This is a genomic window from Bacteroides sp. CACC 737, from assembly GCF_013874375.1.
GTDB lineage: Bacteria > Bacteroidota > Bacteroidia > Bacteroidales > Bacteroidaceae > Bacteroides > Bacteroides uniformis.
The window spans coordinates 715,955-741,634 of record NZ_CP059408.1 but is presented as its reverse complement, the minus strand read 5'-3'; the positions used below and the strand labels follow the sequence as shown (position 1 = coordinate 741,634).

Below are 25,680 nucleotides of genomic sequence, written 5' to 3'. Positions count from 1 at the left end.
TCTCCGTTATTTGTTTTAAATTAGCGCAAAAATTAACCGTAAAGTTACTATCATGAAAAAAGTATTCTTAATCTTGGGAACACTCTTACTCTCCCTCAGTACGTATGCAGCTATGAATGTGAACAAAATCGACCCTCCGTTTTGGTACACCGGCATGCAGAACCCGGAACTCCAGCTGATGGTCTATGGCGAAGGCATCGGCAACGCGGCAGTATCCGTCAATTATCCCGGCGTCTCATTGAGCAGCACCGTCAAGCTGGAAAGCAACAACTACCTCCTGGTCTATCTGAAACTGGACAAGGATGTAAAACCCGGCAAATTCAACCTCACCTTCACTGAAGGAAAAAAGAAACTCGTAAAGGAATATGAACTGAAGGCACGCAACAAGAAAGGTTGCGAACATAAAGGTTTCGACGCCTCCGACGCACTGTACCTGCTGATGCCCGACCGTTTTGCCAACGGGAACCCGGACAATGACCAGATTGCAGGCATGGCCGAATACAAGGTAGACCGTAACGATCCCAACGCCCGCCACGGCGGTGACCTTGCCGGTATTGAACAGCACCTCGACTACTTCTCCGACCTCGGCGTCACAGCTCTCTGGTTTACTCCGGTACTGGAAAACAACATGACCGGCGGTTCCTATCACGGCTATGCCACCACAGACTACTACAAGGTAGACCCGCGCTTCGGTACCAACGAAGAATACAAGCAACTGATTGAAAAAGCCCATGCACGCGACATCAAAATCGTAATGGACATGATTTTCAACCACTGCGGTGTAGAGCATGTATGGATTAAGGACATGCCCTCCAAAGACTGGTTCAACAACCCCGACCACGAAAACAACTTCGTGCAGACTTCCTTCAAACTGACCCCGCACGTAGACCCTTATACTTCCCAGTACGATGCCGACCAGATGAACGACGGCTGGTTCGTACCTTCCATGCCCGACCTCAACCAGAAGAACCCTCACGTTTACCGCTACCTGGTACAGAACAGTTTCTGGTGGATTGAATTCGCCAACATCGACGGCATCCGCATGGACACTTACCCGTATGCCGACTATGATGCCATGAGCAACTGGATGAAAGAGCTAAACGAAGAATATCCCAACTACAACACCGTGGGCGAGACCTGGGTTACCGAACCCGCCTACACCGCCTGGTGGCAAAAGGATTCCAAGCTATCAGCCCCCAAGAACAGTAACCTCAAGACCGTCATGGACTTCAGCTTCTTTGACAAGATAAACACCGCCAAGAATGAACAGACCGAGACTTGGTTCAAGGGACTGGACCGCATATACAATAACTTCGTATACGACTTCCTCTACCCCAACCCCGCTTCCGTACTGGCATTCATCGAAAACCACGACACCGACCGCTTCCTGGGCGAAGGCGACAACCTTCCGATGCTGAAGCAAGCCTCTACCCTGCTGCTTACCACCCGCCGCATTCCGCAACTCTACTACGGAACGGAAGTCATGATGAATGGCGTGAAGAGCAAGAGCGACGGCTATGTCCGCAAGGACTTCCCCGGCGGATGGACCGGTGACGCAACAAACGCACTGACCCCAGCCGGACGTACCAAGATACAGAACGAGTGCTACGACTTCTACAAGACCATCCTGAACTGGCGCAAAGGAAACGATGTGATTGCCAAAGGCAGCATGGTGCAGTTCATGGTACAGAATGGTGTTTATGCCTACGCACGCCAGTACGAAGGCAAGACGATATTCGTGATGCTGAACGGTACAGATGCAGAGACCACCGTTCCTTTGAAATTCTACAAGGAAATCCTGAAAAACAGCAAGCAGGGAAAAGATATTCTTAGCGGCAAGGCCATCACCTTCGGTGAAGAGCTGAAGATGGGCCCCAGAGAATCATTAGTGATAGAATTATAACGCGTACTCCACACAGAGAGCTCATTCTTGCAAATCTCCCTTGCAGATAGCTGGCAGACACTTCTCCTGCCAGCCATCTGCAAGGGATTTTTAGTATGGAATAGGTGTCACGGGGATATGCTTTTCACCGGTCTCAAATATAGCTAATCTGTTAGTTCATAACGGTGAACACTTTGTTCCAGTATAGAGAAACAAAGTGTTCGGATATGTAGAAACAAAGTGTTCTTACGTATTGGAACGAAGTGTTTTTGCATATTGGAACAAAGTGTTCTCTTTATTGAAACAAACTGTTCAGTTAAGGGAAACAGACTGTTTTGTTAAAGGAAACAGACTGTTGTACACGTTGAAACATCCGCTTCTGAAATAACCGGCGAACTTAACCATCCCACAACACCGGCCTATATACAACAAGTCAGCCCTTGCAACATCAATATTGCAAGGGCTGACGCTATATTCGGATTATCTTTCGATTAGTCCAGTTGAGCCAATTTGTTCTCTGAACCAAGCACGTTGATGATTTTATGCTTGTACAGTTTTTCCATATTGTCACGAGCCGGGCCCAGATACTTACGCGGGTCGAATTCTGCCGGTTTTTCAGCAAATGTCTTGCGGATAGCAGCTGTCATAGCCAGACGTGAGTCAGAGTCGATGTTGATTTTGCAAACAGCAGACTTGGCAGCCTTACGCAACTGCTCTTCGGGGATACCGATAGCAGCTTCCAGCTTACCACCATACTTGTTGATAGTATCAACTTCTTCCTGAGGAACAGAAGAAGAACCGTGAAGAACGATGGGGAATCCCGGAAGTTTCTCCATTACAGCATCCAGAACGGCAAATTCCAGAGGAGGAGGAACCAGACGACCGGTAGCAGGGTCAACGTGGCATTGTTCGGGTTTGAACTTGTATGCACCATGAGAAGTACCGATTGAGATAGCCAGTGAATCGCAACCTGTACGGGTAGCGAAGTCAATAACTTCTTCAGGATTAGTATATGTATGGTGTTCTGCAGAAACTTCATCTTCTACACCGGCCAATACACCGAGTTCGCCTTCTACAGTTACGTCGAACTGATGAGCATAATCAACTACCTTCTTAGTCAGTGCAACGTTTTCTTCGTACGGAAGGTGTGAACCGTCAATCATTACTGAAGAGAAACCAGAGTCGATACAGCTCTTGCAAGTTTCGAATGTATCTCCGTGGTCGAGGTGAAGAACAATTTCAGGATGTTTGCAACCCAATTCCTTAGCGTACTCAACAGCACCCTGAGCCATGTAACGCAACAGCGTAGCGTTGGCATACTGACGGGCACCCTTAGATACCTGAAGAATAACCGGAGACTTTGTTTCAACTGCAGCCTTGATGATAGCCTGCATCTGTTCCATATTGTTGAAGTTGAATGCCGGAATAGCATATCCACCTTTGATAGCCTTAGCAAACATCTCTCTTGTGTTTACCAGTCCTAAATCTTTGTAATTAACCATTTTGTTTAAATTTTATTGTTAGTGAATTAAAATTCTACGCAAAAGTAATCATTATCCTTTAAAGTAAAGAACTTGAGAGGAATAAAATATCCGGCTCATCCTACCAAATCCATTCTATTTTAAAGCTATTGGCTTCATTTAACAGATTATTGTAATCTCTATATTACAAACTCTTTGCATTTATCTCTGCCAGCCATACTTTTGCCATCTATACTTCTATCAACAAAAAAGCCGGAGAACATGTTTGCTCTCCGGCATCTGTTTACACATTATTATGTAATACTAATTTTTCAGATAGATGATGGTCGGCAAATGGTCACTGTAACCGTTCAGCCAAGTCCTGCCTCCATGCGTACGCAAGGGGGAACCTTTGTATTTGCCATCCTGCTGAATCAGATAATCGCGGATGAAAACTTCATTGTGATCATAGCGCAACCCTTTCTTAGCCTTCAGCAACGGTTTCGAAATGACAATCTGGTCAAACAAGTTCCACTTGCCCCGATAGAGCAATGTCCCCACTCCCTTGTCTTCCAGTGTCTCCCACCAGGGATTGTAGAATTCGCCTTTCTTCACCTGCTTCGGATATTTGCGTGCACCCAGCACCTCCATGCTTTCATCCATCGGGTCGTCATTCATATCCCCCATCACGATGAGCTTCAGCTTCTTGTCGCTACGCATCAGAGAGTCCTTCAAGGCCTTTACTTGCCTGGCTGCATGCACACGCACCGGTGACTTCGCCCCACGGGAGGGCCAGTGGTTCACTATCACGCAGACACGCTCTCCCGCCAGTTGTCCGTCCACAATCAGGAAACCGCGCGTCAAGTGCACCGTATCCCCCTCAAAAGGAGTAGAAAGCACCAACTTCGAGTGGGTAACGCTGAACTGCTTCGGGTCGTACAGCAAGGCACAGTCTATACCCCGTCTGTCCGGTCCTTCATAATGCACGAACTCATAATTGGAAATGGCCGGCTGCTTCACGAGGTCTTCCAGCACCCGGCTGTTCTCTGCCTCTGCCACACCGATGAATGCCGGACCTTCCGGCACTAAATCACGCGAAAGGGACCCCAACACTTTGGAAAGGTTCTGCAGCTTGGACTCATACTTCTTTGCCGTCCACTGGTAACTGCCGTCAGGCAGGAACTCATAGTCATTCTTACCTGCATCATGAATCGTATCAAATAAGTTCTCAAGATTGTAGAACGCAACACTATACAGTTTCCGTTCCGCATTTTGTGCCCCCAGCGTTGCCACGCACAGCCAGAAAGAGCATAAGACAAGTAGTTTCCTCATAAATTCACAAGATTAAGTCCTGCAAAAATCAGAAATAAAATGCGATAAACCTACTAAATAAAAATAAATCTGAATTTATTTTGTAGAGTCTCCAACTTGCACTATCTTTGCGCTCTGAAAAGAAGACCATTACACTATTTATTACCAAAATAGTAACAGAATATAAATTTTTAAAAGAAAATATCAAAATGAAAAAAGGTATTCATCCTGAAAATTACCGTCCGGTAGTATTTAAAGATATGTCAAATGGTGATGTATTCTTGTCTCGTTCCACTTGCAACACGAAAGAGACTATCGAATTCGAAGGTGAAACTTATCCGCTGGTAAAGCTGGAAATCTCCAGCACCTCTCACCCGTTCTACACAGGTAAGTCTAAGCTGGTTGACACCGCCGGTCGTGTTGATAAGTTCATGAGCCGCTACGGTAACCGTAAGAAATAATCAGTTTCAAGCAAACTGAAAAAAGGGAATCTTTCACTGAAAGGTTCCCTTTTTTGTTTCCGCCTCCCGCTGAGCGATAAATAGGGAATCTCCTATCACAGAATAGGGGAAAAAACAAGAAAGGGGAAAAACACTTTCCTATTTTTGTATCATCGAAACCGAAAACATACCATAATCATGAAACGACTCGCCACCCTATTCATCCTGACAATCCTTGCCACAACGGCAGGATTTGCCAAATCCAAGCACAAGGACTTAAGCGGAAATATCGCCATCAAAGGAGAATTGACAAAAGAGTACCAGCAATCTCCCGCCGGTACCCCGGTCATTATCCGCCGGGTTGTCAAAATGAACAATCCCGGTGAAAACAGCGACAACATTTACTATGCCGTCGAAGTGAACGGCATACAAGAGACCATTCCTTCGGATGAGATGGGTATCATTGCCATATCCGCTCCGGAAACGGACCGGGAATTCTGGCAGCAAATATACCTGAAGAATCATCTTTACGAATATTTCAACGACCGCGGCTACAAGCACAAACTGCGCCAGGAAATCGACGAAGAATGCCTGGACTATCTTGATAAACTGAACGAGATAGCCTATCAGGACGACTACATAACCTCGTACGTGCAAGGAATATTCTCCAAACTGAATGCCACCACCATTGACAGCAATCGTGGAGAGAGCCTGAACATACGTATCATCCAGTCGCCCGAACCAGATGCCTTCATGCTTCCCAACGGCTCCATGGTTATCAGTACGGGCCTCCTCTGCACTCTTGATTCCGAAGACGAACTGGCTGCCGTCATCGCATGTGAGCTAGGGCATTTCGTCCTCGACCACCAGGTAAACAACATTTACCGTGCCGAGCGGCGTGCCAAGCGTGCGGCTTTTTGGGCAGATGTCTTTGCCACTACCGCCAGCGCAGCCCTCGATGTGGCCTACTGGGACGATAATGAAGATGCTTATGCCGTCAGTCTGGTGGCAGATATCGGAGCCATCGCTTCCCTTTTGAGCATTCCGGCAACGGACCGGTTGGGAATGAAATACAAAACTTCCCAGGAAATCTCTTCAGACCGCCTTGCGCGCCAACTTCTGGCATTCAAGGGCTATAATCCCGACGGAATCGCATCGGCTCTCAGTAAAATTATAGGGTATTACAACCTGCACCAACGCAACAAGGACATTCCTCGCTACGGCAGCATCGGCAACCTGCAAAAGCGTATAGAAAAGGCCGGTGAATCCCATAGCCTGAGTGCCCGCCCCTACCTACGGACCACCAGCGATGTCGTTTCTTTCAACGCAAGTATGAACTACGCCAACAAGCGCTATAAGGAAGCCGCCCGGCTGATACGCAAGAACATTGACAACAGACTAGCCACGGACAATGACTACATCATCCTGGTAAAAGCGGAAATGGCACTGTCTAATACGGAAGAAGTGAACAACCGCTGCCTCGCCATGCTTGATAAAGCCCAGGAGATGGCAGGAACAAGCCCCAATCTGGACATATATAAACAAAAAATACTATTATTGATGCGCATGAACAAACAAGCCCAAGCCGCCGATATACTGAAAGAATATATCACCTTGCTTTCGGACTACGAAGGCCAAGGCATAGAAGGAACCGAAAAGGAATGGACTAATAAAGAGATAGGTTGGGCAAACCAAATGCTGGATAGGATAAGCAGAATATAGAGAAAGGAATAACTAAGAATAAAGAATGAAGAATTTGTCATGCGGCATCATCGCGCAGCCAAATTCTTCATTCTCAACTATTTATTCAAATTACTGTTTGCGGAACGGCGGCTTCACAACCACAGCTTTCAGCTTACGTCCCCGCATGTCAATGCAGATTTCCGTACCGACTTTGCTGTACTCGGGTTTGATATACCCCATTCCGATACCAATCTTGCGGGTAGGCGACATAGTTCCGGAGGTAACCACACCGATGGCAGTACCGTCTGTACTATACAGCTCGTAACCATGACGGGGGATACCGCGGTCTATCATTTCAAATCCCACCAACTTACGGGTAGTGCCTTCCGCTTTCTGTTTTTCCAGCATCGGGCGATTGGTGAAGTTCTTTCCCTCCACAAACTTGGTAATCCACCCTAAACCCGCTTCAATGGGCGAGGTGGTGTCATCCAAATCATTGCCATACAAACAGAATCCCATTTCCAGACGAAGCGTATCGCGCGCACCCAGACCAACTGGCTTAATGCCGAACTCCGCGCCTGCCTCGAACACGGCATCCCAAATCTTCATGGCAGCCTCCGGATAGAAGTAAAGCTCAAAACCACCCGCACCGGTATATCCGGTATTGGAGATAATGACATCCTTTTCTCCGGCAAACTCACCGTGGGTAAAAGTATAGTAAGGAAGGTCGGAAAGATTAATGGAAGTCAGCTTCTGCAAAGCCTGAATAGCCTTCGGTCCTTGCACAGCAAGCTGTGCCATGTGCTCGGAAGCATTTTCCAATTCTGCGCCTTCCGTGTTATGAGACACACACCAGTTCCAGTCTTTCTCAATGTTCGACGCATTCACGACAAGCAGGTATTTCTCCGGCTCATAATGATAGACCAGAAGGTCGTCTACAATGCCTCCGTTGTCATTGGGGAAGCAGGTATACTGTACTTTCCCAGGTGTGAGGGCAGCTACGTTATTGGAAGTCACTTTCTGCAGAAAGTCCAAAGCATGGGGACCTTTCACCCAGAATTCTCCCATGTGTGAGACGTCGAATACACCGACACCCTGACATACTGTAAGATGCTCGTCAATGATGCCGGAATACTCGATAGGCATATTATATCCCGCAAACTCGTGCATCTTGGCACCCAGCGAGATGTGTTTTTCGGTAAACGGAGTGGTTTTCATGGAACTATTAGAGTTATGAGTTATGAATTATTTATTTGCTGGCTACGAGCTCGGCAATCTTGACGATGACGTTCATGGCTTTCTCCATGTTCTGGATAGGCACGAACTCATAGCGGCCGTGGAAGTTCAAGCCACCGGCAAAGATATTGGGACAAGGCAGGCCCTTGAAAGAGAGCTGGGCGCCGTCCGTACCTCCGCGAATGGCTTTTACACGAGGCTCTACACCTACTGCCTTCATGGCGGCAAAAGCGGTGTCGATGATATGCATCACCGGTTCAATCTGTTCACGCATATTGTAGTATTGGTCGCGAAGTTCCAGAGTGGCGGTACCCGGACCGTATTCTTCATTGATTCTTGCCACAAGACGTTCCATCTCCTTCTTGCGCTCTTCGAAGCGGGCGCGGTCGTGGTCACGGATAATGTAAGAGACTGTTGTCTGCTCCACCTCGCCGGTAATGCCTATCAGATGATAGAAACCTTCGTAACCTTCGGTATGCTCCGGAGCCTCGTCAGCCGGAAGCATGGACATGAAACGGTTGGCAACGCGGATAGAGTTAATCATCTTATTCTTGGCATAGCCCGGATGCACATTCCGTCCCTTGAAGCTTATCTTGGCAGAGGCCGCATTGAAGTTCTCGAATTCAAGTTCACCCACTTCTCCACCATCCATGGTATAGGCCCATTCGCAGCCGAACTGCGCTACATTGAACTTATGGGCACCCAAACCGATTTCCTCATCCGGATTAAAGCCGATACGAATTTTACCGTGCTTGATTTCGGGGTGCTCCTTCAGATATACTACCGCCGATACAATTTCGGCAATACCGGCTTTATCATCGGCACCAAGCAAGGTCTTGCCGTCGGTCACAATCAAATCTTCCCCTTGATGGTCGAGCAGTTCGGGGAACCGGGCAGGAGAAAGAACCACATTCTCTTCGGCGCAAAGAACGATGTCCTTACCGTCATAATTCTGCACGATACGCGGAGAAACGTTCTTGCCACTCATATCGGAGCTTGTATCCATGTGGGCAATAAAGCCGATGACGGGCAACGGCTTGTCTGTATTGGCAGGAAGAGTGGCGAACAGATAACCATTTTCGTCCAACGTGATTTCTTCCAGACCCAAAGTTTCCAATTCTTCTTTCAGATACCGGGCAAACACCATTTGTCCCGGAGTACTCGGAGTATCCCCAGTCTCTTCACTGGACTGAGTATCGAAGCTTACGTACTTTAAAAAACGTTCTACTAAAGTCATGATGAATAATGATTAGTGATTAATGGTTAGTGATTAATGGTCAGTGATTAGTAATTGGCGAAAAGCATTATCCGAATGGCATTAATCATTAATCACTAATCATTAATCACTATTTTGTGCTGTAAAGATAAAAAAAGGGGCGTGAACTGCCAAGCAATTCACGCCCCTTTTTTATTCCTTAAGGACAAATTGTCAATCAAAAATGGCTGCTACCATCGAAACAGTGCGTACATATCTTACATTTAGGCAATCCGATAGCCTCAACCAGAGTTTCCAACGTATTGAACTTCAAGGATGAAAGTCCGAAACGCTCACGGATAACGTCCACCATCTTTTCATATTCGGGTGAACCGGTAGTGGCATACTTATCGAGATTCTTATTCTCATCACCCTCCAGCTCCTTGATGACACGACGGGTAATCAGCTCCATGTCGCTTTTGGAAGCCGTGAATCCTACAAACGGGCAGCTATATATCAATGGAGGACAAGCAATCCGGATATGCACCTCCTTGGCACCATACTCATACAGCACCTTCACATTGTCGTGCAACTGGGTACCCCGGACAATAGAATCATCACAGAACAGCAAGCGCTTGCCCTCGAGCATGGCACGATTGGGAATCAGCTTCATCTTTGCCACCAGCGAACGCAATTCTTGCTTGCTGGGAGTAAAACTACGAGGCCAAGTCGGAGTATATTTGGAAATGGCACGATGATAAGGAACTCCTTTACCTTCGGCATACCCAAGCGCCATACCTACACCCGAATCAGGAATGCCGCAGGCACAATCCACCTCTGACTTATCTGTCTGTGCCATCTTGAAACCGGAGGCAAAACGCACTTCCTCCACATTCTTACCTTCGTAGCAGGAAGTGGGGAAACCGTAATATACCCATAGGAAGGAACAAATCTGCATTCCCTCATCAGGCTTGCGCATCTGTTCCACCCCATCGGCACGCAGGCGAACAATTTCTCCGGGTCCCAAATAACGGTCTATCTCATAACCGAGATTCGGGAAGCTGCTCGACTCGCTTGTCGCTGCATACGCCCCATCCTTTTTTCCGATAACAATCGGAGTACGTCCCCACCGGTCACGAGCAGCGATGATACCATCCTCTGTAAGAAGCAGCATGGAGCAGGAACCTTTGATATGCTTATACACATTTTCAATTCCTTCGACAAATGTCTTTCCTTGTATAATGAGGAGGGCGATAAGTTCCGTCTGATTGGTCTTGCCCGAACTAAGTTCGGCGAAGTGCATGTTCTGAGCCAACAGTTCTGCTTCCAGTTCTTGCAGATTCACGATTTTGGCTACCGTTACAAGGGCAAAGCGGCCAAGGTGGGAGTTGAGGATAAGGGGTTGAGGGTCTGTGTCGCTGATGATTCCTATTCCGGAATTTCCCTTGAACTTGTCCAATTCATCTTCAAACTTCGTGCGGAAATAGGTGCTTTCCAGATTGTGGATGGAACGGGTAAACTGCGCCGTTTCTGCATCGTATGTAGCCAACCCACCACGTTTTGTCCCTAAATGTGAATTATAATCCGTGCCGTAAAACAAATCCGCCACACAACTTGTTGCCTTGGCGACTGTTCCGAAAAAACCTCCCATAAGTTCTGTTTTATTATTGGTTTCTAAAATTAATGGATGCAAAGGTATGAAGAATTTGCGAAATTCAGGCAGATTTGAAATGAATAAAACTTGCCCCATATAGAAGTTTATATTATTGGAAACATATACTTTTGTGATTGAAACCAAACAACTGTATAATGGGAGAAACCGCAAATATTATAATAGCCGATACTATTCAAGGTCTGGGGACGGACGCATACAGTGGCTATCTTGCACATGCCCTCTGTCTGTCAGGAATCTGCCGGTTGAAGTACAATGGAGAGGAGCGCGAGTTACGTGCCGGCGATCTGATGATTGTCCGCAAAGGAAAACTGGTAGAGAAAATTCAACCTTCAGAAGATTTTCGTGTAAAGGTCATCTATATCGCATCGGGCTTTGTGGTGCTGAGTACACCGCAGAACAACTACGGCATGAAAGGGCAACTTTCCCTATTTCTCAATCCTATCATGTCCCTGACTACCGAACAGCAAGAGCTATGTCTCCGGGATTTTGAACAAGTGGAATACAGACTCCGGAATACAGACCATCATTTCCATCGCGATATGCTTATCGCCTCCACACAGATGTTGATACTCGACTTCTTCGATTTCCACTCCCATCTATATGGCGAGAACAATATCTCTGTACAAAATGCTTCCATCATGAACCGTTTCCTCAACATGCTGGAAAACGGAACTTTCCGCGAGCATCGTGAAGTGACCTATTATGCCGACTGCCTATGTGTCACTTCCAAATATCTTTCGGAAGTTTCCAAGAAAGTAAGCGGTTATACAGCAAACTACTGGATAAACCGCTATACCACACTCGACATCTCGCGTTTGCTGCGCGACAAATCACTAACGTTCGTCCGTATTTCCGATATGTTCGGTTTTTCCTCTCCTGCTTATTTTAGCCGTTACGTACAACAACATCTGGGTGTAAATCCGACAGAATACAGAAGTTAATGATTATAGTTTTGATTGTTTGCCCGTTTCAGATCTATTAGCGAAATATGCTCATTACGATAGCGGGCATTGGGGTTCTTCTCCGTTCCGTCAGGAAAAGAGCCATCTTCCTGCTTTATGAACTGAATAGCCTTCTGCGGACAATTCTGTATGCAAGCAAAACAGAACTCGCAGTCACCGGACGTCTTCACTCCTCTCGACGTCAACTCATAGTTGCCGCGCGGACAAACGTAGGTACAAATGCCACAGTCAATACAAACATCGGTCACGGTAAAGAACTTCTCGCTTTTCATCAGGAAGCCCACCTCGGGGTCGAGTCCACTCCGCTGCATAAAACCTTGGTGCTGTTGCCGTTCCTCCTCCGTCACCGGTTCGTGCCAATGCTGCCGACTGTTGATATCTGCCGTTATCTTCTGTAAGTTCTCAGGAATGTGCTTGTCTATCTTGAGTTGCTCGTTCATGTCGAAGTTGGGTAGCCAGTTATCCACCATGATGATAGTGTTGATATAGTCAAACGCATTGTCGGCTTTACAGGATATACGGTCCCAAATCTCTACCGCATTGCACTTCCTTGCACCATAGGTGAGGACAGCAAACTTGTATTCTGCCTTCAGTTTTGCTTTTTGAATGAACTGCCGTACCATATAGGGAGGCATATGACCGTAGATGGGATAAACGATGCCGATTTCATCTGCCTCAAATTCATATTTCCCCCGTTTCACCATCTGAGGGATACTCAACAATTCTGCGTTCTCTCCAGCTAATTGACGGGCGATGTAAAGACTGTTACCCGTTCCGGTAAAATAAAAGATGATACGCTTACTCCTCTTTGTTTCGCAGGATGCCAACGAGAGTAGGCCGGAAGATGTGATAGCACCGCTCATCACGGCAAATCCCATACGCTTTAAAGCCTCCCGACGACTGATTTTCTTATCCGTATTCATATCTCTGATTTTTAATGATTATGCAATCTGTTATCTGAGTGCAAAAATAAAGGTTTCCCCAAAGAACAGACTTACCAAAAACTCGGGTCTTGATGCTATTTTTACGGTATAAGAATGAGCTTACCCTAACACAAAAAAAGCCCCGCAAAGATTGGACTTCTGCGGGGCCTCACTAATGCCTAATAAAAACTCTTTCTACCCTAAATTATCTCCACTTCTTCACAGCTTTCTTGTCAGCCAGAGTCGCTTCAATCAAGCTCAATGCAAAACCACCGCTACGCGCTTCCTTCACGGACATTTTGGTCTTGCTGGTTACGATACCCTTCTTTATCTGATAAGAAGTAGGATTCTCCTTGTAATCAGCATCTTTACCGTCGGCATAGAGAGTGGCTACGTATTGCTTGCCCGGTTCAAGGAAGTCGAGCATAAAGTTGGCTGTACGTGCATTCTCGTCTGTAATACCTCCAACAAACCAGTTGCCGGTTCCTTTTGCCTTACGGGCCACGGTAATGTAATCACCCGGTTCTGCTTCAATGTACTTGCTGTCGTCCCAGTCTACTGCCACATCCTTGATGAATTGGAAAGCATCCATGTGCTTTTCGTAGTTCTCAACCAAGTCGGCAGCCATCTGCAACGGGCTGTATAAAGTTACATACAGAGCGAGTTGCTTGGCAAATGTAGTCTGCACTTGTCCGTGGGGCAAATCGCCCATAAAGTCAAGTTTGGTATCGAAGATACCCGGTGTATAATCCATCGGACCACCAATCAAGCGGTTGAATGGAAGCAATGTGGTATGGAACGGTTTGCTGCCGCCGAATGCCTCATATTCAGTTCCTCGTGCAGATTCGTTGCCAATCAAGTTAGGATAAGTACGGCACAAACCGGTAGGGCGTACAGCTTCGTGCGCATTTACACAAATTTTGTAGTCGGCTGCCTTCTTCACGGCATAGAGGTAGTGGTTGTTCAGCCATTGCCCATAATGATGTTCACCACGGGGAATCATATTACCTACATATCCGCTCTTCACGGCATTGTAGCCATTATCCACCATAAACTGATAGGCCTTGTCCATGTGACGTTCGTAGTTGCGCACCGAACCGGATGTCTCATGATGCATCATCAACTTCACGCCTTTGCTCTTGGCATATTCATTCAGCATCTTCACGTCGAAATCGGGATAAGGAGTTACGAAGTCGAATACATAATCCTTGGATTTGCCAAACCAGTCTTCCCAGCCTTCATTCCAGCCTTCTACCAATACTTGGTCCAGACCGTGCTCGGCTGCGAAGTCGATGTACTTTTTTACATTTTCGTTAGTGGCACCGTGACGGCCATTGGGCTTCATTTTGGAGTAGTCCACTTCACCCAGTTTGATGGAGGGAAGGTCGTCTGTATATGCCCAGGTGCTCTTACCTGCAATCATTTCCCACCATACACCTACGTATTTCACGGGCTTAATCCAGGAAACGTCCTCGTAAGCACAAGGTTCGTTCAAGTTCAGCGTGATTTTAGAGGCAAGGATGTCACGAGCATCGTCGCTTACGATAACCGTACGCCACGGTGACGTGCAGGGAGCTTGCAGATAACCTTTATCGCCTACTGCATCGGGAGTAAGCCAAGATTCAAAAACAAAATTCTTATCATCCAGGTTCAAGTGCATGCAAGAGTAATCCACCAAAGCAGCTTCGTGCAAGTTGATGTACAAGCCATCAGCAGTCTTCATCTGCAAAGAAGTCTGAACACCGGTGGGCGAAAACGGGGTTTGTGAAGAGTTAGGCGTAATGGCCCCTTTCATCAACCCGCGAATTTCAGAAAGTTTGGATTCTGTGTAATCATATTCCTGCGTATCGTAGTCGCCCGGAATCCAGAAGGCTGTGTGGTCGCCAGTCATGGCAAACTGAGTACGCTCCTCCTTAATCACGAAATAGTTCAGATTCTTCTGCAAAGGGAATTCATAGCGGAAGCCCATACCATCGTCGAACAAACGGAAGCGGATAATGATGTTCCTATCCTGCGCCTTTTGGTTGAGCGTCACAGCCAGCTCATTGTAGTGGTTACGGATTTGCTTTACTTCCCCCCATACCGGTTCCCAAGTCTCGTCGAAAGTGGAAGTCTTTGCATCCGCCATCGTGAAGCCATTCATCAGACCGGGGTCGTTCTTCAGTTCGAGTCCTAATTTAGAAGGGTTAATCACCGGCTTTCCTTTGTAAGAAAGTTCGTAAACGGGTTCGCCTTGCGCATTTACCGAAAAATTCAATTGAAGTTGTCCGTTGGGAGAGGTAATACTCTCTGCCATTGCTACGCCGCTCACCAACAAAACGAGCAGGAAGCAGGCTAATTTTGTACAGATTGCTTTCATGTTTCTCATGCTATATTTATAAAATTATGTTCCAAATGCAAATATAAGCAGGAAAGAAATACGCTCTGACGCAATTAAATTAAAATTATGATGATTTGTCGGCAAACGTTTGCATGAAAGCCAGTTTCCCTTGAACAAAAACATTAGCCGTAAGCGCTACAACCGAAATAACACCATTGAACTCCTGAATTTTCCGGGTTGCCTCCAGCCCACCCATATTTCAAGATGCAAGATATAGAACGCGAACAACAAATTTCGGTGCCATAGATACAAAAGACAGACTTTACCATATAGCCTGGCATACAAAAAGTGATTACCTTTGCAATCAAAAACCATACCTATACATCCTATGGACAAAATACTGATAGCTATATTCCTTGGCGGCGGTACCGGCAGCGTACTGCGCTACTGCGTACAGATGATGCTCCACGAGCGCATCGTCCCCTACTCTTTCCCATGGGCTACGTTCACAGTCAATATCCTCGGAAGTTTCCTCATCGGGCTATTTTATACCTTATCTGCCCGTTTCAACCTTTCTACCGAAATACGGCTGTTGCTGACTACAGGTCTGTGCGGAGGATTCACCACCTTCTCCACTTTCAGCAATGACGGACTGATTCTGATAAAGCAAGGATTCTACGGAATGTTTGCCTTATATACCTTGTTAAGTATCACATTAGGAGTCCTTGCTGCTTTCGCCGGCGGTACCTTCGGACGCTGTATATAACTCCAAACACCCCCTATGAAACCCAGTAAACCTTTTGTCATGCCTCCCGTACGCATCATTCCTCCTACCTTAGAGGGACAAAAGCCCCCTAAGAGGTATCGACCTAAGCGACTCTCACATAAGAGGTATACGCCTTAATCTACTTGACATACGGGGAACCATCGCCAATACTTCCCAAACCATGGACCTGACTGCACTTCTCAGCATTACAATAAAGGATTAAAAACGAAAAACAATTCCCTATTTTCAATTGTTAGTAAGATAGTTTATAATTAAAATTGACTGAATATGAAAATAGAGAAGATTATCGGACGTGAAATCCTCGATTCAAGAGGTAACCCAACTGTAGAAGTAGACGTAACCTTGGAATCCGGCTTCATAGGCCGTGCATCTGTCCCGTCAGGAGCATCCACGGGAGAACACGAAGCATTGGAACTGCGTGACGGTGACAAAAAACGTTACGGAGGCAAAGGTGTCCTGAAAGCCGTGAACAATATCAATAATATCATTGCTCCCAAGCTCATCGGTATGTCCGCCCTCGACCAGATGGGTATCGACCATGCCATGCTTGCACTGGACGGAACCAAAACGAAAGCCAATCTGGGTGCCAATGCCATCCTCGGCGTATCTCTTGCCGTGGCCAAGGCTGCCGCCGCTTACCTCGACATCCCACTCTACCGATATATCGGTGGTACAAATACCTATGTGATGCCCGTACCGATGATGAACATCATCAACGGCGGTTCGCACAGTGACGCTCCCATTGCTTTCCAGGAATTCATGATACGCCCCGTAGGTGCCACTTCCTTCCGCGAAGGTCTGCGTATGGGTGCCGAAGTGTTCCATGCACTGAAGAAAGTCCTGAAAGACCGTGGCCTCAGCACAGCAGTAGGCGATGAAGGAGGTTTTGCTCCTAATCTGGAGGGTACAGAAGATGCCTTGAACTCCATCATTGCCGCCATCAAGGCTGCCGGATACGAACCGGGCAAAGATGTAATGATTGCCATGGACTGCGCTTCTTCCGAGTTCTACCATGACGGCATCTACGATTATACTAAATTCGAAGGCGAAAAAGGAAAGAAGCGTACAGCCGACGAACAGATTGACTATCTGGAAGAGTTAATCAACAAGTATCCCATCGACTCTATCGAAGACGGCATGAGCGAAAACGACTGGGACGGCTGGAAAAAACTGACCGACCGTATCGGTAACCGTTGCCAGTTGGTAGGAGACGATTTGTTCGTCACCAATGTGGACTTCCTTGCAATGGGTATCGAAAAAGGTTGCGCCAACTCCATATTGATTAAAGTAAACCAGATAGGTTCGTTGACCGAAACACTGAACGCCATCGAAATGGCACACCGCCACGGATATACTACCGTAACTTCCCATCGTTCCGGTGAAACGGAAGATTCGACTATCGCAGACATAGCCGTAGCTACCAACAGTGGACAAATCAAGACCGGTTCACTGAGCCGTTCAGACCGTATGGCAAAATACAACCAACTTCTTCGTATCGAAGAAGAGCTGGGAAGCAATGCGGTGTATGGATATAAGAAAGTGATAGGTGATGAGTGATTTGCCGGTGTCTTTCTTTACCGGAAGACAGAGCTTATAAAGAAAAAAGCATTTATTAAATGTAAGAAGGGGCGAACCGTCACAGTCCGCCCCTTCTCTTTTTAACCTTAAATCAACAATCAATCTACTACCTTAAAGAAAACTGCTTCTCCACTTTGGCTATCCGGTGCCACCCAAAGAGCAAAGTCTCCGACTTCCACCGTCTTCACCATATCTATATTCCAGAAAGCAAGTTCACTTATCGGAAGTTCAAACGATACATTTTTCTTCTCGCCCGGCTTCAATGTGATGCGAGCAAAGCGTTTCAGCTCCCTCACCGGACGGGTCACCGAAGCGAACTTGTCCTGCACGTAAAGCTGGGCTACCTCAGTACCTTCATACTTTCCGGTATTCTCAAGGTCGAAAGTCACAGTCAGCACATCTTCCTTCTTCAGATTGGCTGACGAGAGTTTCACATTATCATATTTGAACGTCGTATACGACAGACCGTAGCCAAAAGGATACAGCGGATCGAAACCAGCATCCATATAGAAAGAGGTACATCCCAACGAAGTCTGCCCCGCTTCCAACGGAATGTCATTCAGCAAAACCTCATTCCGCGTAGCCGGACGTCCGGAACTGTTATGAGCATAATAAACCGGTATTTGTCCTACCATCTTCGGGAACGTCACCGGAGTCTTGCCACTTGGCACAGCCTTGCCCCACAACAAGTCGGCCAATGCCGGTCCTCCCATAGTTCCGGGATGGAACGAATAAAGTACAGCAGACGAGAGTTCGACTTCCTTTCCTATGGTCAACGGACGCCCTGCCATTACGACAGTAACCACCGGTTTTCCTGTTTTCGCCAAAGCGGCAATCAGTTCGCTTTGCGCACCTTGCAGGTTCAAGTCGGCCAGACAATGCGCCTCTCCTGAAAGAATAGCCTCTTCGCCTACAAACGCCAAAATAACATCAGCACGTGCAGCGGCAGCAGCGGCTTTGGCAACACCTGCCATATTCTTGTCACGGCTATAAGTCAGACCGGGCTCGTATATCACCTGCACTTTGTCCCCCACCAGTTCCTTGATAGCCTTCAACGGTGTCACGGTTTTTGTCTTGTCACCATCAAATATCCAGGTACCCAATTGGTCATAAGGTGCATTTGCCATCGGACCTACCACAGCAACCGTCTTTACCGAAGATTGCAGAGGCAATGTCTCCTTTTCGTTCTTCAGCAAGATGGCCGATTCCACAGCAGCTTTCTTGGCAGCCTCCAGATGAGAAGGAGCATAAAGTTCCTCTATACGTTTCTCATCTACATAAGGGTTATCAAACAATCCTAAACGGTACTTGACGCGCAGAATATTCCGCACTGCATCATCTATAGCAGATTCCTTGACTTTTCCTTCTTTTATCAACTCCGGCAGTTCCTTGACAAACGTATAGCTGACCATCTCCATATCCACACCGGCATTCACCGCCTTCATTGCTGCCTCTTTAAAATCGGCAGCAAAGCCATGTGCCATCATTTCGGCTACCGAAGCCCAGTCTGACACTACTATTCCATCAAATCCCCATTCACCACGAAGCACATCTTTCAAAATAAAAGTGTTTCCGGTAGACGGTGCTCCATCATTGTCATTGAACGAAGTCATGAAAGTAGCTGCTCCTGCCTTGGCTACAGCTTCAAAAGGAGGAAGGTATACATCCCTCAAACGACGCTCCGGAATGAAAGTGGAATTATAATCACGCCCGCCCTCGGCAGCACCATAACCTACAAAATGTTTAGGACATGCGGCTATGGAAGTCGGACTGTTCAGCGAATCTCCCTGGAAACCTTCGACCATAGCAACACCCATCACTGAAGTCAAATAAGTATCTTCGCCACATCCTTCGGCCATACGCCCCCAACGGGGATCGCGAGCCACATCTATCATCGGTGCAAATGTCCAGCGGATACCCACGGCAGAAGCCTCCACAGCCGCTACCCGTGCACCATCCTTAGCCACCTGCGGGTTGAAAGATGCCGCTTGTCCCAAGGGAATAGGAAATATGGTCTTGAAACCATGGATCACATCACGCGCCATCAGCAAGGGGATGCCCAAGCGGGACTCCTCCATTGCCACACGCTGCAAGGCATTGACACGCACCGGATCTACTTCATTCAGGATAGACCCGACTTCACCTTTCTTTATCAATCCGCTCATATCCTCTATGTTACCATAAGAAGAAATCTGGTTCATCTGCCCAATTTTTTCTTCCAATGTCATACGGGACAACAGCGCTTCTATTTTCTGCTCGATGACTGCGTCATTTTTTGTATCCTGCACTTGAGTACAAGATATAAAAGGAAGCAGCAATAAACAAGCAGAGAGCATTTTCATTGTTTTCATCTTTAATCTATTACTTGAAATGGAACATTTGCTGTAGAGACAAAACCCGTATTATCAAGTATATATACGTACAAACGATATTCCCCGGGAACTTTAATCATAGTCTCATACACATTCTTGTCTGACACGGCCACGTCACCCATTCTTTCCGGACGTGGTTCATAAGAACCTCCAAAACCCAAGACTGTAGCCTCTTTCAGTACTTCCCACACATAAGTCAAAGAATCATTCTCCTTATCTGTGACGGAAACCTCCGCTTTAAATAAAGTACCTGCTTTGATACGGACATTATCAATGGCACTTTTACCATTGATAGTCATGCCCCGAACTATCGGAGCCGTTTCATCCAATTCCTTGCCGGTCCACACTCTTTGCATAGCCTCCACCATAGGAGTCTTTTCTCCTTTCAGAGGCAGCATATCCACCGTGTCTTCTACAAACATACTGAACCAAGTAGGCGTACGTTCTTCTTTTTGTCCCCACAAGAATACAAAAGAGCCCAAGCAACGGGTATTGGCAGAAATATATTGCGTATAACGCTCTTCGTATACCTGTCGTTTTTCTTCACTGGTCTGCTCTATGGGTGCCTTCCACTCGGTTGACGCTGTTTCCCACCAACCGGTCGGTCCCCACTCGGTAATCATAAATGCACCCTTGTAGTCCGACCGGTCAACAACAGCCTGCACCTCTCCCATCGGACCATATACATTGATGCCCACATAATCGAGAGACGGAGCATACTTTGCCACAGAGTCCAATGCCGACGGATTGTAGGAAATCACTGTCGAAACCAGATGACGCTTGTCTATCGACTTAATCAGCTGTGCCAGTTCTTCCACAAAATTCCATGCGGCAGCTATATTGGCATTTCCCAACTCAATTTCATTGCCAATACCCCAAGCCAGCAAACTCGTATCATTCTTGAACGTTTCTGCCAACAAGCGGACTTCTTCGCGCATCTTGTTCTTATATTCATCATCGTAATAGCGTATGGAGTCTTTGGTCATGCCTATTCCCTGCATTACGTACATGTTGTGCTCTGAAGCCAATGCCAGGTTTTTCTTTATCTCCTCCACATTACCTCCCCAGGTTCTGAAGGCATTGGCACCACTCTGGGCGGCAATGTCTAACCGATATGTGCCGCCTACGCCTTTAATATAGGTTTCTCTTCCGTCAATGGAAAGTTTATAACCGTCTGCCGCTTTCTCTATTACAATGCCGTCTAAAGAAGAAGAAGAACAGGCAGACAACAAAACTAAACAGATAAAAATAAATATTTTTTCTTTTTTCATTATCAATTGTTCTAAAGCATAAGGTATGCTATGTTATAAATAAAAAAAGCATTTAACCTTCATTTTCAAACTTCATAAAAAAACAGTTCTACTTCTTCTGAAATACACGTACATAATCCACCTTCATCGTTACAGGAAGAGCAGACTCATCCACACCGTTCATTCCACCCCAATCACCGCCCCAAGCCAGATTCAGAATGGGATAGAAAGCATAATGGAAAGGCCATTGATTATGACCAGCTCCCAATTGTTGCTTGGTAACAGCCAACTGTACCTTGCCATCCACGTATGTAGTGATGGCATCTTCTGTCCACTCTAAAGCATAGAGATGAAATTCTCCTTCTGCCTGTTCTATAGTCATGGCATGTGTTTTCTGCGTACCTATAGTATGATTATAATCTTGCGTATGGATAGACGAAGAGACTTCGTTGGGCACGACTCCCACTTCCTCCATAATGTCTATTTCACCACACATGGGCCATGGATTAGTATTCCAGTCATTATCAACTGGCATCATCCAAAAAGCCGGCCACGTCCCCTTGCCTTCAGGCAACATGATACGTGCTTCAAAGTAACCGTATTTCCAACCAGTATTCACTTTAGCATACACACGACCAGAGTAAATTTTACCATCGGAGCCTTTGAAACAATTTATATTCAACTTACCGTCCACAAGTTCTGTCACACGCTTTCCGTCAGCGGAACCATTAACGTAATTCTGAAGTTCATTGTTTACCCACCCTGCTCCTTGAACTTCGTGTGTCCAGTCATTGCCGAGAGATATACCCTCATTAAATTCATCATGCCAAACTAACCGATACCCCTCAGGAATATTGATATCCAGATCTTCAGCCGATTCTTGAATAACTGTTACCGTTACTTTCTCTGCACCAGCCACAACCTCAACTGTACCCGTACGGGAAATCTTTGCATCATTAGCTAAAGTGGTCACAACAATCTCCTCACCGTTTTTTTCTGCGCTAATCCAACTATCATTGGATTTCACATTCCATTCGCCAGAAGCAATAACAGATAAGACAAAATTTTCTCCTACAGAATTAGAATACAACTCAGTCTGTGACACTGATAAAGGAGCCGCTTGCGTAAGAGGAATAGATACACGAGTAGCACCAGATTTAACCACCACTGTACCAGTACGAGAAGTAGTACCCGTATGAGCACTGACTATAACTGTCGCTGTGCCTTGGCTAGAAGAAGAACCTATTACATTTACTTTGACCCATGAACTGCAATCATCAGAGGCAAAAGCTGTCCACTCTTTACCGGAACAAACCACATTCACCACATATTGGCTAGCTTGTGCAACAGCCTCTATCTTTTCAGGAGAACATTTAATGGTAACATCCTCGGATTGCGGTTCCTTGTCATCGTTACTGCCACAAGCAATCAACGAAAACAAAAGAATAGATAATAGACAATAGTATTTCATATATATTTCTTTATAACATAAGTAGAGAAAAAGGGAAAGGATGAAATTCCAGCAATTGCCAAGATAACACACATCCTTCCCCCCCTTTTATAATTCACTGTTTTTTAGTAGACCAATATCCTATCCAATACTAGTCTTCAATCTCTATGAGTCTGGAAAATAATATCCTTAATAGTCACTTTTGTGTCAACAGGATTTCCACCAAAATCCAAGACTAAAGATATAGCATGCATATCTTTAGGCGCCTTTTTATTTGCAACCCAAAATTTATTATCTTCATTACCCAACAAATCCGTCTGTTCTGCAAAGAAGAAATTGTCATCATGTTTGACATCAGGTTCATCAGTCTGAACCAGTTTTACTGTCACTCCCTTCAAATCAGTACTAGGATTTAGAGTGACACAGAAATCATAGGCAGTTTCTGTATCGGCTGACAAATCTGTAACAAACGAGAACTGGTTCTGCCATTGTGCTTCAGTAGCATCAGGGAAAGTGAGTGTATAAGCATTTCCATCCACCACCAAATCAGGATTAGGTCTAGCACTCCAATCCGGGTTTACATAGAAGAAAGTATTGGTAAAGGTTGCCCCGTTCCAAAGATTGTCTTCACTATCCACCTTTACCCAAGAAGGTTCAGGCTCTTGTACTTCAGGAATTTCCGTACCGTCATCATTAGCATGGTCTTTCAAGACAAAGCTTTCCAAAGTAATATCCGTATTAGCTTCATTACCACCAAAATCAAGTGCAAACTTCAAGTCGGTAATATTCACACCGGGTACGTTACTGAACCATATACATTTGGGCTCATTAGCATCTAAAGCCACACGCTGCATATTGATAAACGTATTGTCATCCCCCTTCTGCTGTACTTTAACCGTCACGCCCGGATGTTTGGTAGTAGAAGTAATTATCACTGAAAAATCATAGGTTTTATCCACAGACAAAGCAATTGCCTTATCCAATTCCACATGCATCTGAGCTTGCCACTGATCGGTAGTAGCTTCCGGTAAGGAAACAACAAATGCACCATTCTGATAAGTATATTTTGGATCTGCAATCTGCCCCCATCCTGGAGCATAGTAGAAAGATGCCACATTGAAAGTTACTCCCTTAAACATGTTAAATTCACTATCTTCCACAAAACCACCAAAACCGTTCATAATAGTCTTCTCTATTTCAAAGGTTTTAGTTATCGAACCATCACTGATGCCATTTGCGTTCTTTACTTTACATTCTACTGTATATGAACCTTTTTTACGATAATATTTAGAAAAGCCATATGAGGCTTGATAAGCGCCGTCAATTATCCAAATCGGAGACACTCCAGGAGCAGAAGTAAATTCAAAGTTTGCATAATTGGTTGTCTGATCTACAGTAACTTTAAAGTTATCAGTATAATCCGATGCTTGTGGGATATTGCCATTGGCTCCCGTAAAATCTTCAGGCGAACATGAAGTCATTGCAAAACCAGCAACCAACACGCCTGCTATATATTTAAATATATTTTTCATATCAATTATTTGTTAATGGAGTTATGGTAAACTATTTATAAGCATTCTGAACCAAAGCAGGGTCAGAATCCAACTCACTTTGTGCAATAGGAATGTATTTCTTCTTGGCAGTCCAAGAATTGGTACGGTAGCCATATTCATCTGGGACAAGTGCAGTAGTAGCCTTGTTTTTAGATGATGCTCCACTAATTCCTTCAGCACGTACCAAATCAAAATAGCGTTTACCTTCGCCAACAAATTCCAAATGACGCTCTGTGAGGACATCGTCAACTGTGACACTCGCAAGTTCAGCCAAACCGGCACGGGTACGAACTTCGTTCAACCATGTCTTAGCCTCCCCAGTACTACTTCCACCTGTACGAAGAGAAAGTTCTGCAGCATTGAGCAATGTTTCAGCATAACGATAATAACGATAGTTGTTATTATAGTTCAAATTCTGGTCACCGGAAGACTGCTTGAAGTTCTTATCATACGGACGATATTTTTGCAACCAAATATGAGTATCTTGATAACGTTTCGTATATTCTACATCTTCGGCAATCACCCAGCAAGTTGCATCACGACGTTTGTCTTGTTCACTAAACATTTGATAAGTTTCAAGACGCATGGGCATAAATCCCCAACCATCATTACCCTTTGACCAACCATCATCACCAGGGAAAGAGTTAGGAGAAATCAAAGTAGGAAGCACTGTGCCACCAACAGCTAACGGACTTCCCCAGCCACGTTCGTTATTAGTTTGCTCATAATTAATTTCCCAGATAGATTCGTCACACCATTCACCTTCCGTTTCCCAGATGTTGGCAAAACTAGGATTCAATCTAAAGCTAGGACTATCAATAAGCTCCTTCATATAACCTAAAGCTTTTGAAAAACGACTTTCATCATTCTGATACATTACCATTTCAGCATATATCATATAAGCCATAGCTTGAGTGACACGTCCCAACTGACCTTCGTCATCAACTTCTTTACCATCTTTGATTGTTTTATAATATTTCAAAGGTAGCACCTTAGAGTCAATTACAGCTTCAAGTTCCACAATCAACTCAGCATAAACCTGATCGGCAGTATATTGCGGAGCCGTATAAGGAGGTTCGGAAAGATTCTCCAAATAGAAAGGTACATTACCAAAATAATGCCACAACATATTATAATAGAAAACACGTAGTAAACGGGCTTGCATCTCATAGAGTTTACGATTGGCCTCAGTAACATCAGTACCCCAATCAAGATATTTCAGTAAGTCATTACAACGTTTGATGCCAGAATAATCCACAGTCCAAAGAGAGCCAAGTGTATTATTTTCATTAGCTTCATAATTAAATAACATATGCCAATTCTGCATATCGGTCTTGGTTGCACCACCTACCCAAAAATTATCGCCCATAATTTCACCGTCAATATTCAAGGCATTGTACTGTCCCAATCCCCAATCTGGCCAATGGAGAGGGTCATAGGCGGCAATCAGAGCTTCCTGAATATGCTCGTCCGTAGTATAATAATCTTCCAATGGTTCACCTGTCGGATTTTCCACCTCAAGAAAACTGTCACTGCAACTGGTAATCAACACTGTAGCGGCAGCAAGTAAGCCTATTGCTAATATTTTATTTGTTTTCATATA

18 protein-coding genes are annotated in these 25,680 nt (G+C 45.6%); 6 read left to right on the top strand and 12 right to left on the bottom strand.

From position 1 onward, the window contains the following. Positions 1–52 precede the first annotated feature (52 nt). Positions 53–1,903 (top strand): glycoside hydrolase family 13 protein, encoded by a 1,851-nt coding sequence (locus H1A11_RS03210; protein ID WP_181757713.1) that lies wholly within the window; start codon positions 53–55, stop codon positions 1,901–1,903. Positions 1,904–2,373: 470 nt separating this feature from the next. On the opposite strand, the gene H1A11_RS03205 is transcribed toward H1A11_RS03210, so the two are convergent. After that, the gene (locus H1A11_RS03205) at positions 2,374–3,384 is read right to left on the bottom strand and encodes a class II fructose-bisphosphate aldolase (RefSeq protein WP_005826798.1); all 1,011 of its coding nucleotides are present in this window, start codon (positions 3,382–3,384) and stop codon (positions 2,374–2,376) included. Positions 3,385–3,666: 282 nt separating this feature from the next. After that, entirely contained in the window at positions 3,667–4,674 is a 1,008-nt protein-coding gene (locus H1A11_RS03200; protein ID WP_005835947.1) for an endonuclease, read from the bottom strand. 188 nt (positions 4,675–4,862) lie between these two features. On the opposite strand from H1A11_RS03200, the gene H1A11_RS03195 reads away from it, so the two are divergent. Next, positions 4,863–5,114 (top strand): type B 50S ribosomal protein L31, encoded by a 252-nt coding sequence (locus H1A11_RS03195; RefSeq protein ID WP_005835945.1) that lies wholly within the window; start codon positions 4,863–4,865, stop codon positions 5,112–5,114. Between the two features lie 177 nt (positions 5,115–5,291). Beyond that, the gene (locus H1A11_RS03190; protein ID WP_181757712.1) at positions 5,292–6,815 is read left to right on the top strand and encodes a M48 family metallopeptidase; all 1,524 of its coding nucleotides are present in this window, start codon (positions 5,292–5,294) and stop codon (positions 6,813–6,815) included. Positions 6,816–6,905: 90 nt separating this feature from the next. Here H1A11_RS03190 and gcvT read toward each other — a convergent pair whose 3' ends face one another. From gcvT to H1A11_RS03175, 3 genes are all read right to left on the bottom strand, one after another. After that, positions 6,906–7,994 (bottom strand): glycine cleavage system aminomethyltransferase GcvT, encoded by a 1,089-nt coding sequence (gene gcvT, locus H1A11_RS03185; RefSeq protein ID WP_181757711.1) that lies wholly within the window; start codon positions 7,992–7,994, stop codon positions 6,906–6,908. Positions 7,995–8,025: 31 nt separating this feature from the next. Further along, the gene (pepT, locus tag H1A11_RS03180) at positions 8,026–9,249 is read right to left on the bottom strand and encodes a peptidase T (RefSeq protein ID WP_181757710.1); all 1,224 of its coding nucleotides are present in this window, start codon (positions 9,247–9,249) and stop codon (positions 8,026–8,028) included. Between the two features lie 196 nt (positions 9,250–9,445). Further along, positions 9,446–10,858, bottom strand: a complete 1,413-nt coding sequence (locus tag H1A11_RS03175; protein ID WP_138344818.1) for an amidophosphoribosyltransferase — start codon at positions 10,856–10,858, stop codon at positions 9,446–9,448. Between the two features lie 158 nt (positions 10,859–11,016). Between H1A11_RS03175 and H1A11_RS03170 the strand changes: the two genes are divergently transcribed. Next, entirely contained in the window at positions 11,017–11,823 is an 807-nt protein-coding gene (locus tag H1A11_RS03170) for a helix-turn-helix domain-containing protein (RefSeq protein ID WP_138344816.1), read from the top strand. Here the strand turns inward: H1A11_RS03170 and H1A11_RS03165 are convergent. Next, positions 11,820–12,767: an EFR1 family ferrodoxin gene (locus tag H1A11_RS03165; protein ID WP_181757709.1), complete on the bottom strand. Its 948-nt coding sequence runs from the start codon at positions 12,765–12,767 to the stop codon at positions 11,820–11,822. The genes H1A11_RS03170 and H1A11_RS03165 overlap by 4 nt on opposite strands. A 205-nt stretch (positions 12,768–12,972) precedes the next feature. Continuing rightward, positions 12,973–15,135 carry a glycoside hydrolase family 97 protein gene (locus H1A11_RS03160; RefSeq protein ID WP_181757708.1) on the bottom strand — a complete coding sequence of 721 codons (2,163 nt, stop codon included), beginning with the start codon at positions 15,133–15,135 and terminating at the stop codon, positions 12,973–12,975. A 340-nt stretch (positions 15,136–15,475) separates the two neighbouring features. Between H1A11_RS03160 and crcB the strand changes: the two genes are divergently transcribed. Then, on the top strand, positions 15,476–15,853 hold the full coding sequence (gene crcB, locus H1A11_RS03155) for a fluoride efflux transporter CrcB (protein WP_117600732.1): 378 nt from the start codon (positions 15,476–15,478) through the stop codon (positions 15,851–15,853). A gap of 288 nt (positions 15,854–16,141) precedes the next feature. Beyond that, entirely contained in the window at positions 16,142–17,431 is a 1,290-nt protein-coding gene (gene eno / locus H1A11_RS03150) for a phosphopyruvate hydratase (protein WP_117600731.1), read from the top strand. A gap of 119 nt (positions 17,432–17,550) precedes the next feature. Here the strand turns inward: eno and bglX are convergent, their stop codons facing one another. The 5 genes from bglX to H1A11_RS03125 form a co-directional block, all read right to left on the bottom strand. Further along, entirely contained in the window at positions 17,551–19,803 is a 2,253-nt protein-coding gene (bglX, locus tag H1A11_RS03145) for a beta-glucosidase BglX (RefSeq protein WP_117600730.1), read from the bottom strand. Positions 19,804–19,805: 2 nt separating this feature from the next. Further along, on the bottom strand, positions 19,806–21,095 hold the full coding sequence (locus H1A11_RS03140) for a glycoside hydrolase family 2 TIM barrel-domain containing protein (protein ID WP_117965511.1): 1,290 nt from the start codon (positions 21,093–21,095) through the stop codon (positions 19,806–19,808). 88 nt (positions 21,096–21,183) lie between these two features. Continuing rightward, the gene (locus H1A11_RS03135; RefSeq protein WP_117600728.1) at positions 21,184–22,545 is read right to left on the bottom strand and encodes a family 16 glycosylhydrolase; all 1,362 of its coding nucleotides are present in this window, start codon (positions 22,543–22,545) and stop codon (positions 21,184–21,186) included. Positions 22,546–22,682: 137 nt separating this feature from the next. Then, complete coding sequence (locus tag H1A11_RS03130; protein WP_181757707.1) at positions 22,683–24,056, bottom strand: hypothetical protein; 1,374 nt, start codon at positions 24,054–24,056, stop codon at positions 22,683–22,685. A 31-nt stretch (positions 24,057–24,087) separates the two neighbouring features. After that, positions 24,088–25,677, bottom strand: a complete 1,590-nt coding sequence (locus tag H1A11_RS03125; protein ID WP_181757706.1) for a RagB/SusD family nutrient uptake outer membrane protein — start codon at positions 25,675–25,677, stop codon at positions 24,088–24,090. Between the last annotated feature and the right edge of the window lie 3 nt (positions 25,678–25,680).

What these genes read in the sequence shown, in the direction of transcription:
- H1A11_RS03210 (WP_181757713.1), top strand. Translation starts at nt 53, where the DNA reads ATGAAAAAAGTATTCTTAATCTTGGGAACACTCTTACTCTCCCTCAGT.
- H1A11_RS03205 (WP_005826798.1), bottom strand. Translation starts at nt 3,384, where the DNA reads ATGGTTAATTACAAAGATTTAGGACTGGTAAACACAAGAGAGATGTTT.
- H1A11_RS03200 (WP_005835947.1), bottom strand. Translation starts at nt 4,674, where the DNA reads ATGAGGAAACTACTTGTCTTATGCTCTTTCTGGCTGTGCGTGGCAACG.
- H1A11_RS03195 (WP_005835945.1), top strand. Translation starts at nt 4,863, where the DNA reads ATGAAAAAAGGTATTCATCCTGAAAATTACCGTCCGGTAGTATTTAAA.
- H1A11_RS03190 (WP_181757712.1), top strand. Translation starts at nt 5,292, where the DNA reads ATGAAACGACTCGCCACCCTATTCATCCTGACAATCCTTGCCACAACG.
- gcvT (WP_181757711.1), bottom strand. Translation starts at nt 7,994, where the DNA reads ATGAAAACCACTCCGTTTACCGAAAAACACATCTCGCTGGGTGCCAAG.
- pepT (WP_181757710.1), bottom strand. Translation starts at nt 9,249, where the DNA reads ATGACTTTAGTAGAACGTTTTTTAAAGTACGTAAGCTTCGATACTCAG.
- H1A11_RS03175 (WP_138344818.1), bottom strand. Translation starts at nt 10,858, where the DNA reads ATGGGAGGTTTTTTCGGAACAGTCGCCAAGGCAACAAGTTGTGTGGCG.
- H1A11_RS03170 (WP_138344816.1), top strand. Translation starts at nt 11,017, where the DNA reads ATGGGAGAAACCGCAAATATTATAATAGCCGATACTATTCAAGGTCTG.
- H1A11_RS03165 (WP_181757709.1), bottom strand. Translation starts at nt 12,767, where the DNA reads ATGAATACGGATAAGAAAATCAGTCGTCGGGAGGCTTTAAAGCGTATG.
- H1A11_RS03160 (WP_181757708.1), bottom strand. Translation starts at nt 15,135, where the DNA reads ATGAGAAACATGAAAGCAATCTGTACAAAATTAGCCTGCTTCCTGCTC.
- crcB (WP_117600732.1), top strand. Translation starts at nt 15,476, where the DNA reads ATGGACAAAATACTGATAGCTATATTCCTTGGCGGCGGTACCGGCAGC.
- eno (WP_117600731.1), top strand. Translation starts at nt 16,142, where the DNA reads ATGAAAATAGAGAAGATTATCGGACGTGAAATCCTCGATTCAAGAGGT.
- bglX (WP_117600730.1), bottom strand. Translation starts at nt 19,803, where the DNA reads ATGAAAACAATGAAAATGCTCTCTGCTTGTTTATTGCTGCTTCCTTTT.
- H1A11_RS03140 (WP_117965511.1), bottom strand. Translation starts at nt 21,095, where the DNA reads ATGAAAAAAGAAAAAATATTTATTTTTATCTGTTTAGTTTTGTTGTCT.
- H1A11_RS03135 (WP_117600728.1), bottom strand. Translation starts at nt 22,545, where the DNA reads ATGAAATACTATTGTCTATTATCTATTCTTTTGTTTTCGTTGATTGCT.
- H1A11_RS03130 (WP_181757707.1), bottom strand. Translation starts at nt 24,056, where the DNA reads ATGAAAAATATATTTAAATATATAGCAGGCGTGTTGGTTGCTGGTTTT.
- H1A11_RS03125 (WP_181757706.1), bottom strand. Translation starts at nt 25,677, where the DNA reads ATGAAAACAAATAAAATATTAGCAATAGGCTTACTTGCTGCCGCTACA.